This is a genomic window from Microbacterium pratiae, assembly GCF_047302165.1.
Classification (GTDB): Bacteria; Actinomycetota; Actinomycetes; order Actinomycetales; family Microbacteriaceae; genus Microbacterium.
This window is the reverse complement of the sequence record NZ_CP154843.1, coordinates 2,518,558-2,530,320: the sequence shown is the minus strand read 5'-3', so window position 1 is coordinate 2,530,320 and position 11,763 is coordinate 2,518,558. Positions and strand designations below refer to the sequence as shown.

The 11,763-nt window shown below is 68.5% G+C and carries 10 protein-coding genes; 8 read left to right on the top strand and 2 right to left on the bottom strand.

The genetic code is table 11. The features are described from left to right. Positions 1 to 2 precede the first annotated feature (2 nt). From AA0Y20_RS12025 to AA0Y20_RS11990, 8 genes are read left to right on the top strand one after another with little or no spacing between them, the layout of a single operon-like run. Complete coding sequence (locus AA0Y20_RS12025) at positions 3 to 3,815, top strand: hypothetical protein (protein WP_412939428.1); 3,813 nt, start codon at positions 3 to 5, stop codon at positions 3,813 to 3,815. After that, entirely contained in the window at positions 3,815 to 5,704 is a 1,890-nt protein-coding gene (locus tag AA0Y20_RS12020; RefSeq protein WP_412939427.1) for a DUF859 family phage minor structural protein, read from the top strand. The genes AA0Y20_RS12025 and AA0Y20_RS12020 overlap by 1 nt, the downstream gene beginning before the upstream one ends. A gap of 8 nt (positions 5,705 to 5,712) precedes the next feature. Further along, positions 5,713 to 5,949 carry a hypothetical protein gene (locus tag AA0Y20_RS12015; RefSeq protein WP_412939426.1) on the top strand — a complete coding sequence of 79 codons (237 nt, stop codon included), beginning with the start codon at positions 5,713 to 5,715 and terminating at the stop codon, positions 5,947 to 5,949. Further along, the gene (locus AA0Y20_RS12010; RefSeq protein ID WP_412939425.1) at positions 5,949 to 6,284 is read left to right on the top strand and encodes a hypothetical protein; all 336 of its coding nucleotides are present in this window, start codon (positions 5,949 to 5,951) and stop codon (positions 6,282 to 6,284) included. Before AA0Y20_RS12015 ends, AA0Y20_RS12010 begins: the two co-directional genes overlap by 1 nt. A 1-nt stretch (position 6,285) precedes the next feature. Continuing rightward, on the top strand, positions 6,286 to 7,227 hold the full coding sequence (locus tag AA0Y20_RS12005) for a M23 family metallopeptidase (protein WP_412939424.1): 942 nt from the start codon (positions 6,286 to 6,288) through the stop codon (positions 7,225 to 7,227). Then, positions 7,227 to 7,592 (top strand): hypothetical protein, encoded by a 366-nt coding sequence (locus tag AA0Y20_RS12000; RefSeq protein ID WP_307221859.1) that lies wholly within the window; start codon positions 7,227 to 7,229, stop codon positions 7,590 to 7,592. The genes AA0Y20_RS12005 and AA0Y20_RS12000 overlap by 1 nt, the downstream gene beginning before the upstream one ends. Beyond that, the gene (locus AA0Y20_RS11995; RefSeq protein ID WP_412939423.1) at positions 7,589 to 8,200 is read left to right on the top strand and encodes a hypothetical protein; all 612 of its coding nucleotides are present in this window, start codon (positions 7,589 to 7,591) and stop codon (positions 8,198 to 8,200) included. Before AA0Y20_RS12000 ends, AA0Y20_RS11995 begins: the two co-directional genes overlap by 4 nt. Before the next feature lie 10 nt (positions 8,201 to 8,210). Next, positions 8,211 to 8,744 (top strand): holin, encoded by a 534-nt coding sequence (locus AA0Y20_RS11990; protein ID WP_412939422.1) that lies wholly within the window; start codon positions 8,211 to 8,213, stop codon positions 8,742 to 8,744. A gap of 158 nt (positions 8,745 to 8,902) precedes the next feature. Here AA0Y20_RS11990 and AA0Y20_RS11985 read toward each other — a convergent pair whose 3' ends face one another. Both AA0Y20_RS11985 and AA0Y20_RS11980 read right to left on the bottom strand, forming a co-directional pair. Further along, positions 8,903 to 10,207 carry a hypothetical protein gene (locus AA0Y20_RS11985; RefSeq protein ID WP_412939421.1) on the bottom strand — a complete coding sequence of 435 codons (1,305 nt, stop codon included), beginning with the start codon at positions 10,205 to 10,207 and terminating at the stop codon, positions 8,903 to 8,905. 609 nt (positions 10,208 to 10,816) lie between these two features. Beyond that, positions 10,817 to 11,722, bottom strand: coding sequence for an EamA family transporter (locus AA0Y20_RS11980; protein ID WP_412939420.1), 906 nt, complete (start codon positions 11,720 to 11,722; stop codon positions 10,817 to 10,819). Between the last annotated feature and the right edge of the window lie 41 nt (positions 11,723 to 11,763).

Here is an 11,763-nt window from a genome sequence, read left to right as displayed (position 1 = left end):
TCGTGCTCGACATCCGCCTCCGCCTCGCCAACGACGACGGCACCCCGGGGCGGGTGCTCGACACGATGGAGATCGCGTGGACGGGATACTCCGCTCAGTCGGTGAAGTTCACCGTGTCCGAGAAGACCTCGGAGAAGCTCGACGCGCCGTTCCTCGTGATCGTCGAGTACACGACGTCGGCGACCGGCCGGTGGAAGCGCGTCCCGCGTAACGACCTGTTCATCGTCGACGAGGACTCGGGCGACAGCGTCGACACCGACGGCGTGGTGAAGTTCACCGGCTCCTCGATGGTGCCGTGGCTCGCCGCGCGCTACCCGCTCTGGTGGCGCGACGGCGACTCCGTCGACGACCTCGAGCGCCGATACACCGACCGCACGCCTGGTTTCGTGCTGCGTGATCTGATTCAGGTCGCGCAGGCCGCGTCGGGGTGGGGCAGCCGCATTACGCTCGGCTTCACCGACTCGACCGACTCTGCGGGACAGCCGTGGAATCAGCGGGTATCGATGGCGTGGCCGCTGTTCACGACGCCGCTCAGCCGTGTGATGCAGACCCTCGCTGAGCAGGGCTACATGGAGTGGTGGTCCGAGGGCTACCAGCTCCGCGCCGCCAACCCCGGCACCGGCACCGACCGTTCCGACACCGTCACTCTCGGCGGCCCGGGTTTCTCTCGGGCGCCGGCGTCGCGGAAGTTCGACCCGGCGACGGCGATCGTCGTGCAGTACGAGCTCGGCTGGACCCACTTCAACAACACCGGCGCGGAAGGCCGCTTCGGGAACCTGTTCAAGGTCATGACGCAGCCGGGCGCGAAGACCCGCGACGTCGCCGAGAAGAACGTCCAGCCCGCCCTGGCGGAGTCCCGTGCGATGCAGGAGGAGCTGTCCTACGAGTGGGAGCTCTCCGGCGACGGCGTGCCCGTGCCGTGGGATTCGTTCCAGGTTGGCGACGTCGTCACCGCCCGCACGCGTCGCGGCAAGAAGGTGCTGCGCGTCATCGGGCTGGACGTGTCGAAGGACTCCAAGGGGCTCGTGAAGGCGACCGCGGTCGTCGGGTCGAAGCTCCTCAGCCTGCAGGCCAAGCTCGCGAAGCGCTCGGCCGCCGCGTCGGTCGGCCAGATCATCGGCGGCTCCGGCGTCGCACTGCCTCCCGCAGCGGCGCCGGCAAAGACCGCCCCGCTACCGCCTGCCGCGGTCCGTGTCGCGAGCAACGTCGGGTCATGGGGCGAGGACGGCTCCGAGCGGTCCACAGTCACGATCGCGTGGGATGCCGTCACGCAGGCGGTCGACGGGCTCGCCGTTGACATCGACACGTACGAGGTGTGGTCACGGCCGGTCAACGAACCGATGTCGCTCCTGACCCGCGCGACCGCGCTGTCGACGCCCGTCGCCACGTGGACGCCGGGGGAGAACCGGCTCATCGCGGTGCGGGCGCGCTCCCGCGCCGGGGTGTGGTCGCAGCTGTCCCCGGAGATCGGGGTGACGCCCGCCCGCCCTGTGTCGATCGTTCCGAAGGCGCCGACCGGGCTCGCGGTCGCATCCAACTCGGGTGCGTTCGCTTCCGATGGGACCGCGACAGCGACGGTTCGCCTCACGTGGGATGCGGTCACGCAGGCCACCGACGGTGGCCTGATTCAGGTCGCGGCGTACGAGGTTCTCGTCCAGGACGGGCAGGCATGGGCGCCGTTGCTCGAGACCACCACTCGTGAGGTCACGATCACCGTGCCCACGGGGAAGGCTCGCGGCTTCCGTGCGCGCGCCCGCACAGCTCTCGGGGTGTGGGGCGACCCGTCCGCGACCATAACGATCACCGGTGCCGCACCTGCCCATGTGACCACCGCAACGTCGGCGCCGTCTCTCACGACGGGCCTCGGCATGGTGCTGATCGGGTGGGACGGGAAGCTCTCAACCGGGGCGGCGGCGCCGTCGTCGCTCCAGCTGCTCTACGCCGAGACGGCGCCCGCTTCGACGGGACCGTGGACGCGTGTCGGTGTGCCCGCTCGCGGGGCCGGTCAGGTCGCGACGGTGCGCGGCACGGTCGGCGCCACGATGTTCGCTCGCCTCGTGTGGGTGGACACGCTGGGTCGCACGTCGGCTGCGTCGGCGTCCGCGTCGATCAAGGTCGCATCCGTCAGCTCGGGCGAGCTAGACCCGTTGATCGGTGAGGCTATTCAGAAGGCGCAGGGGGATGCTTCCAAGGCGATCGCCGATGCGCAGCGTGCCGCGCTCGACGCGGCAGGGAAGTCGCGGGTGTACTCGCAGCCGACCCCGCCGTCGCCCGCGGACCCGATCGGGCTGTGGTTCGACACCGACGATGGAAACAAGCCCTACGCCGGTGCGGGGGGTGTAGCCCGGGACTCGCTGGGCACGGCCGGCTCGCTGCTGACCACCCAGACCCACCCGGGCACGTTCGTGCGTTCGGACACTGCGGGCAAGGATGGCGGGGCGGGCACGCGGAACAGCAGCACCAGCACGGCGTTTGAGTACTTCCTCTCGGCCGGCGGCGTCGCTTCTCGCCAAGACGGCTACACCGTCGAAGCGTGGACGCGGATCGACACTGCAACGCAGCCCGCGCTCGCGGGAGTGGTCGTGGCGGGAGACGGGTCGACCGGTTACGCCGCGCTTCTCGACACCCGGAAGGGTTCGGGGACGACCGCTTCCCTGCAGATCAGGCGGCTGTCGAATGGGCTTGCGTCGGCGTCCGCGATCGGCAACGGTTTGCAGCTCGCAAACGGCGCTCCGGTGAACGGCGTCTGGTATCGACTGGTTGTCACCGTCACTGCGGCGACGATCACCGCTGAGGTGTTCAGCGACGCCGGCGTCTCGCTGGGGGTCCTGACGGTCTCCGCGACCGAGTACGCCGGAACGCAGGTCGGTCTCGCCAGCTACCGGCCGAGCACCTTCTCGGCCCTGGCCGTGGACACCACCCATTGGGTAGCGGTGCAGGATGCCGCTGTCCTCGACGCCGCACGCGCGGCTTCGGATGCTGCTGCCGCAGCGGCTGCAGCCCAGCGGCGCGCCGACTCCGCCTACACATCCGCGGCGGCGAAGAACGTCATCTGGAACGACACCGACGCGCCCACCGAGGGCGAGGCCGGTTCCCGCGACGGCGACATCTGGCAGGTGTGGTCGTCGCTGGGTGTGGGCGGGAAGCTGCTCGAGACGTGGCGGTGGACCGCGGGCAAGTGGGTGCGCGGTGAGCTCGATGAGAGCTACCTCCCGTTGGTGAACATCGGTGAGGGCACCTACGGGAAGCTCACCGGTATTCGCCTCGATGCCGAGAGCATCTGGGCGGAAGAGGCATGGCTCGACGTCATGCGCGGCGGGGTCGTCGAGACCTCGATGCTGACCTCGGGATTCGGGCAGAACCTCGACATCTCCGCGAACGGTGCGATCACCCTCATCGCCGGTCAGGTCTCGGATCAGGCGGCGGAGCTCTCGACTCAGCGGTCCGAGATCGACGGCGTCACCGATCAGGTGTCGTCGCTGGGCGGGCAGGTCGGTGAGGTCCGCTCGTCGGCGTCCGCCGCGGCCGTCGCCGCGGCAGCTGCTCAGGCAGCTGCGCGTGAGGCGCAGGACAAGGCCGACGGTCTCGCGGCGTACGTGCGGATCACGAGCGAAGGGCTCGAGGTCGGATCGCCGGGCGCGGCAACGGCGGTGAAGATCACGCCCTCGAACATGACGTTCAACGTGAACGGCGTGCCGGGGGCGTATCTCGACGCGGGGCAGTTCATCGCCCCGCGGTTCGTGGGTGAGGAGGTCGACTTGGCGAACGTCAAGATCCAGAAGCAGGGCACCCGCACCGTCGTGAAGGCGATCTGATGGCGTCCGCGAAGTTCTCGCGCCGCCCGAATATCGTCCTCGAGGTCACGATGGGGACGCGGTCCACGAGCATCCCGAACAACGATTCGTGGAACGCCGGCGAGCTGTGGCTCGTCAACACGAGCTCCTACTCGTACTACGGCGACGTCTCGTGGACCGTGAGCGTCGACGGCCAGCAGCGCTCGGGGTCCAGCCGCTACGACATCGGCCCGAACGGGCGGCAACGTCTGTGGGCCGATGGCTTCGCGGTCCGTCACAACGATGACGGCTCGAAGAATGTCGGATACTCGGCGTCGGCGAGTGGCGCGGACCTCGGTAGCGCCTCCGCGGGCGACTCCTACTGGGCGCCGCAGATCCCGCGGGTGTCGAGCATCACCATCCTCCCGTCGATGCACGATGTGCGGCCGGATCAGGTCACGACCCTGGTGATGAACCGGGCGTCGGACACCTTCCAGCACGACATCTACATGGACTGGGCGGGTCAGCGTGTCGGCCTTCGCGGCGGCGTCGCTGACCGGTGGGACTGGACGCCGGCGTGGTCGATGCTCGAGGCGATCCCCAACGACACCACCGCAGTGAGCACCCTCACCGCGTACACGCTGGATGCGAACCGGAACCAGATCGGCTCGACGCAACACAACTTCCGGCTGAACGTCCCGGCCTCGGTCATCCCCACCGTGGGGGCGATCACGGTGCAGGACGCGAACCCGGATGTGGTCGCGGCGGTCGGCGCGTTCGTGCAGGGTGAGTCCCTGCTGCGTGCCACCATTGACGGTCAAGGCGTCTACGGGTCGACCATCCGAGCGCGGCAGTTCACCGTGGACGGTGTCACGGCGGCGTCCGGCGGCACGGTCCCGCTGACAGCATCCGGCGATCGCGCGATCGGCGCGGCGGTGACCGACTCCCGCGGCCGCGTGGGAACGAAGACCGCGCTGGTCAGGGTGCTGCCCTACGCGCCACCGCAGGTCGACGGCACGATCCGCCGCGCCACCTCCACCGGCACGCCGGATGAGGACGCCGGCGCGCACCTCCGCATCGACCTCGCTGCGGCGGTGCAGTCGCTCAAGCCCGACACCGAGGAGAAGAACAGCCTCACGGTCCGGGTGTGGTCGCGTGAGCGCGGCGCGCAGACATGGACTGTGCGCAACGTCTTCACCCCGACCGGGCTCACGTACAACTCGTTCTTCCTCCTCTCCGGCGGTGCCGTTTTCGACATCACCAAGGCGTACGACGTGCGCGTGACGGTGACGGACAAACTCCGCACCGTCACGTGGGAGAAGACCGTCGCGACCGCGGACATCCTCATGGACTGGACACGCGACGGCGTCGGCGTCAAGAAGTACCGCAACCGCGGCGCTCTCGACGTCGGCGGCGACGGGTACTTCGACGGCGACCTCTTCTCGGGCGTCGGCGCGACCGTCGTCCTGCCGATCGGGTCGACCATCCTCTGGCCCGGGAAGGTCCTGCCCGGCCCCGGCTGGGCGTGGGAAGACGGCTCGGCGCTCTCGCGTACCCAATACCCCGTGCTATTCGCGCTCATCGGCATCGACTACGGCGCCGGGAACGGGTCGACGACGTTCAACCTGCCGAACACCAACGGCCGCGTGGTCGTCGGCTTCGACGCCTCGCAGACCGAGTTCAACACGGTCGGCAAGACCGGCGGTGCCAAGACGGTGACGCTCACCGAGGCGCAGATGCCCGCGCACTCACACGGGCAGGTCGTCACGGCCAACAGCGGAGGAACCGGCATCCGGCAGGACTACGACCTCGACAAGGACGGCCTGCAGGTCTACCCGCAGGGCGTGAACACGCTGTCGGCCGGTGGGGGTCAGGCGCACCCCAACCTGCAGCCGTACATCACGCAGCGCTACATCATCCGAATCGCATAGGAGCACCCATGAGCGACCCCATCATCCGAGCGATGCTCGAGGAGCAGGCCGCGTCTCTGCGAGCGTCGGCGGCACAGTTCGACATGAACCGTGCCGCCGCGCTCGCCTCGGCGCAGGACTACGCCGTGCAGGCCGGCGGCGCCCGCACCCAGGCGGCGAAGATCGAGGAATCCCTCGCCGCCTACGACGAAGCGTTCCCGCCGCCCACCGACGAGGTGGACCCCGAGTCCGGCGGGGCCGAGTGATGCGGCGGCTGACGATCGCGCACGAGCCGGCGCCGACGGACCCGGGCGCATTCCTGGACCCAACAGGTGCCGGCTACCGAATCACCGGCGACGGCACCGGACTCGACCAGATCGCCGCGTACGCGCGCGAGGTCGCGGCCGAGACCGCCGACCCGGTCGTGTACTTCGAGATCTTCTGGCCGTGGGAGACCGAAGAGGCGCAGTCGTGGGATGCCGTGCGCGTGGACACGACGAAGATCGAGGCCGCCGACCCGGCGGACTGGTGGATCGAGACGCTGCCGCCGTACGCCGAGCTCACCCACGAGCAGCGCGAGGCGCTGGGAATCGAGGTCTGACATGCCCACTCCACCCTCGACTGGTGAGGTCACGTCCCCGTACGGTCCCCGCACTCTGAACGTGCCCGGTGTCGGCCCGTTCCACTACGGCGCCGACCGCGGCGGCCAGGGCAACGTCTCACCCGAAGCCGGGGTGATCGCGTTCGCGCTCTACTCCGGCGTGTTCGGGAACATCATCGGCGTCCGCGCCGGCGACGTCGTCTGGAACATCGCCCACCACGCGCACCTCAACGGGCGCCGGCCCGGCCAGCGGGTCGCCGAGGGCGAGTACCTGGCACCGCTCGGGTTGACGGGGCTGGTGACCGGCCCGCACTCCCACACCGAGCGCCGGGTCGGTGGCCGGGACGCGATCCAGTCCGGCACCCACACCGACCCCGAACGGCACTACACCGCCCCGGCACCCGCCGGAGGCGGCGCAACACCCCTCAACCCCCAACCGAAGGAGTACGACGAGATGGCTTCCAAGCAGGAAATCAAGGACGCGGTCGCCGAGGTCGTCGGCGGCGTCAAGACCAACGAGCACTTCCTCATCTCGTACGCGTCGAACACGCACCGCAACGGCATCGTGCTCGCCGGGTTCGGGTACTGGCATCCGCTGTCGTTCGAGAAGTTCGATCACTTCAGCTGGCCCGGCAGCCGCAGCGCGCAGGGCCGCGGCCTGTTCTCGGGCCTCGAAGTGTTCACCCCGATCAACGACCGGGCGTGGGACATCCTGCGCGAGATCTGCCTGCAGGATGGCGACGCCGAGTACGTGCCGATCAGCTACGACAAGATCGCCGAGCTCGTTACGAAGGTCGACGTCAACGAGGCTTCGCTCGTCTCGCAGATCACACCGGTGGTCGCCGAGGCAGTCAAGGGCAGCGTCGGCACGCTCACCGACGCGACGATCAAGGTGCTCGTGAAGGCGCTGCTCGACGAGCAGTCGAAGCGGCTCGCGAGCTGATGGGGGAGGAGCTCCCGCCGTCGCTGTTCAAGATCCTGCGCGAAGACCTCTCAGCCACCCGGGCGGAGGTGAACAGCCGTCTCGACGGTCTCGCCTCGGGGATGGTCACGCAGGCGATGCTTGCTCAGGTCACCGCGAATCAGAAGGAGCGCGACGAGCGGCAGGATGCCCGGCTCCGCGACCTCGAGTCGAAGGAAGACGAGCGCAACCGTGAGGTGCGCCAGGTGACCGAGGATCTGCGCAAGCAACGCGCGCAGCAGATGTTCTCGTTCGCCCTGGCCGCCTTCGGTGCCGTGCTCTCAGTGATCGGAGGTGTCATCGTATGGACGGTCACATCGGGGCTTCAGCAGGTGGTCAGTCGATGAGCGGCATATCGACGCGGGCGTGGATCGCCGCGTACAAGGTGCTGGGCGCCATCATCGTGATGCTCGTGCTCGGCGCGATCGTCGCCGTCTCGTGGAACAACGCGCAGCTGCGCGCCGAGAACCAGGAGATGTATGCCGACCTGCAGGCGTCGCAGGCGAACGCGCAGGAGCTCTACGAGCAGCTGCTCACGCTCCCCGGCGTCGAACCCGACGGCGAAGACCCCGCCGAAGTCGCGCCCGTGACCGGCGAGCCCGGAGCCACCGGTGCTCGCGGACCCGCCGGGCTACGCGGCGCGAACGGCGACGACGGCGAGCCCGGCGCCGCCGGACCGCCCGGTCCGCAGGGGGCGCCGGGTGCGGCCGGACAAGACGGCAACAACGGCATGTCCGGCGCCGACGGCGCGCCCGGTCCCGCTGGCCCCCAGGGCGAGCCCGGACCGCCCGGAGTCCAAGGTGCTCCCGGCGAGACCGGATCGCCTGGACCCGCCGGGCCGACCTGCCCCGACGGCTACACCGCGAGGGAGTTCACGGTGCAGGTCATCGATCCCGAGACCGGACTCCCCACCACTCAACCGGCCGTGCTGTGCGCGCCCAACCCCACGACCTGAGGAGGTCACCATGAAGCTGTCCCGACTCACCGATGCGCTCTGGTGGAAGAGCGCCGCCACGCGCGCGCTCTACACCGCGATCGCGATCGCTCTGCCCTACCTCGGCGGCTCGCTGCTCACCGAGGTGCCCTGGACGTCCGTCATCTCGGCCGGCCTGCTCGGCGCGATCGCGTCCGTCGCGACCTCACTCGCGGGTCTACCCGAGGCTGACGGCGTCCACCTCCCGTGGTGGCTCGCCGCCGTCGAACGCACCGTGAAGACGTTCGGCCAGGCCCTCGCCGCGGGACTCGTCGGCCCCGTCCTGCTGACCGACGTCGACTGGCTCTTCGTCCTGCAGGCGGCAGCGATCGCCGCGCTCGTCTCCCTGCTGCGCCTCATCCTCGCAACCCTGCCCGCCGACCCGACCCCCGCGCTCGCGATCGTCGAGACCGCGCCGACGGTGAACGTGATCCGCACCTACGAGGCCGATCACGCGCCGCTCACCTCGCACGAGGTCGGTAGCGGGGCGCGGGCGTCCGGAGGCGATGCCTCGAGCACCGTCTGAGCATCGCCCGAAACCGCGCGCCCCGTCGTTCTTCCCCAAACGGGCGAGGACGCCGGGGCGCGATTCTTCGTTCTTCTGGGCTATGAGGGGAACAGAAGGCCAGTGACGGGCCGGCGGATGCCAGGTCCGGTGTTGCTACTGTCGAGTCGACGGCAGATTCATCGCGTGGATGCTCCGTGGACGAGAGCTCGCTTGGCGAGCCAGCGCACGAGCTCAATTTCTAGCCACATCGAGTTGCTCTCCTCGCTGGTCGGTAGGAGGAGTTCCACGCCTACCTCTTCGCCGCCAGCCTTCGTGTGGACGATTCGGTTGCGTACGCGATAGACGCGCTCGGCGACGTCACGGATCAGCTCGTCGTCATCGGCGTCGAGGCGCAGCGCTGACGTTCCTCGTATCGCGGACTTCGGCGCGAGGAGATGCGCTGAAAGCTGCTCATTCGACCGGATGAAGTCGCGCAACGCTTCAGGTGTGACGCAGTCTTCCAGGGTGTGACGCAACTGATCAAGCTCGCGCTTCAGGCCCGCGTGTGCCGCGCGCGTCGCCTCGATCAGGCCGTCGATTGCGGTGTCGTTTCTTAGATCAAAGCGTGGATCTTTGATCTGGGAGCGCAGTCTCTCGACGACCGCCCTGCGGGTGAAGGCGGAGAAGTAGAATTCTAGAACTTGGTAGAAGGCGAGGTACTGCAGCAGGGGCATGCCGAACGCCTTCGCTCCGTACCAGTAGAACGACATCGCCTCGGTGGAGTAGCGCAGTTGAGGGAACCTCGGTGGCACATCGGACGCAGTCACGCCAATGCCAGCGGGCCGTTCCGGTGTGCGCCGGCGTAGCTCAGCCCCAAGCCCGTGCTGCAGTTCAAGCTCGATCAAGAAATGTGCCACGAACTCCTCCAGCAGGATGTCCGCGCGCGGTCCCCTGGGGCCGTCTCTGTGCTTGACCTTGACGGTCACGTCGCCGTGGTACGGGAAGGTGGCCTCGAACATGGGGCTCGCGGGGGAGAGTTCGATGGTCACTTCGGCGTCTGCAACGACCAGGCGCCAGCCCTTCGGAGAAGTAGCATCCTCCGTCTCGGCATCAGGTGTCAGTGGACTGTCGTCGGTGATCTCGATTCCTGGAAGATCCCACGGCGTGCGGCGCGTGCTCATCGTGTTCACTGCCCGAGTGGAGATGGCGCTTTCGACTTCGCCGCTCTGCGTGTCGATGAGCGCTTGATACTTCGCCGATAGTCGGTAAGACTCGAACTGCTGGTCCAACATCCGGAGGACGGCCTGTGTGGTCCGCATGCGGATCGGACGGTGGCCAGATCCACTCGGGAAGTTCAAATCGAAGACCCACGGTACCTCGACCGATCCACTCTTGCGCGTCTGAGTCGCGTAGGTCCACCCCGCAGCCGTCGCCCGTTGCTCGAGATCCGCGAAGGCCTTTTTGGTCTTCTGGAACGAACCAGGGCCGCGTGGAAGGACCATGTTTCTCACGGGACGTGATGCAGAGGTTTTCGCGGGGAGTGGTGCAGAGGGTTCCATAGGGTCACATTACCGACGAGCACCTAAGGGGATGACGTAGCCGCCGTAAAATACGTGAGTGATTTCGTGATTGGGTTCCGCCTACTCCGGCCCAGCGGCTCTCTTGCCAGGCCGACATCGATAGTCTCTGGCGTATGAAACGACTCGGGGGAGCGGCGCTGATCGCCGCTGTGCTCATGCTCGCGGGGTGCGCGACGCCGGAACCGACACCGACGGTCACCGTCACGATGACCGAGACCCCTGCACCGGCTCCCACGGTGACAGTGACCGTCGCGCCGGCGGAAGCCGAGTCGGGCACCGCTACGCCGGACCGGGATGCCTTCGTGGCGGCGTTGGCAGCGATCGACCCTGGGCTCACGGTCAACGCGGATCGGGCCGTACGAGTGCCGACCAGGCTCGCGAGATCGTCGACGCCGCGCGCAGCTACCACTGCTGACGAACTCGCTGTTTACTCGCTGAATTGCCGCTCCTACTTCGAGTTACCGAGGGTTACTGTCAACCTGTTTCCGCCCGGTCAGTTAAGCAAAAGTAGCTTCCAGTAGAGAACGACCCTTATCGCTTCAGTGTGGGTTCGAGTCCCACCGGGGGTACGTGCGAGTCGCTCGGGCGTCGCCGAGCGACGGCTGCGGTCACCGAGACGAGCACCGTGACGAGACCGACGGTCTGCAGGATGCTCAGCGTCTCGCCGGCCACGAGCAGTCCGAGGAGAACCGCCACGATGGGGCTCAGCAATCCCAGGAAAGCGGGGAGGCGCGTCGGCAGCGCGTGCACGCCGCGGAACCACAGGAGGTAGGCCGCAGCCGTACCGATGAGCGTCAAGTAGGCATAGGCGCCGAGCTCGGGTGCGGTGGGCATCGCGTGCGGAGGCGGCTCGAACACCGCGGTGAGCACCGCGAGTAGGATCCCGCCCGCCACGAGCTGCCATGCCGTCATCGCGATCGGCGGCTGGCCGGACCCCCAGCGTTTGGTGAGCACCGTCCCGACGGCCATCGACACCGCGCCGCCGAGCGCCGCCGCCACGCCGACCGGGTCGAGCGCGGCGCCGCCCGGTGCGACGATCAGCGCGACTCCGATGACGCCGGCTGCTCCGGCGAGCACGGTCCCGATGGTCAGACGCTCCGAGAGGACCCACCAGCCGAGCGCGGCGACGATGAGCGGTTGGATGCCGCCGACGACGGCCGCGACGCCGCCGGGGAGCCGGTCGGCTGCGATGAACAGGCAGCCGAAGAAGACGGCGAAGTTGAGGGCGCCGAGTACCCACGAGCGCCACCACCACGACCCCGTGGGGAGCCGCCGCGCCACGAGGAGCAGGAGCAGCCCCGCCGGCAGCGCGCGCACGGTCGCGATCAGCAGCGGATGCCCGGGCGGGAGGAACGTGGTGGTGGACAGGTACGTGGTGCCCCAGACCATGGGGGCGATCGCGGTCGACAGGACGAGAGAAGTCCGATTGCTAAGCACTTAGCCAATATAGCTCAGTGCTTAGCTAGTAGGATCGGGGC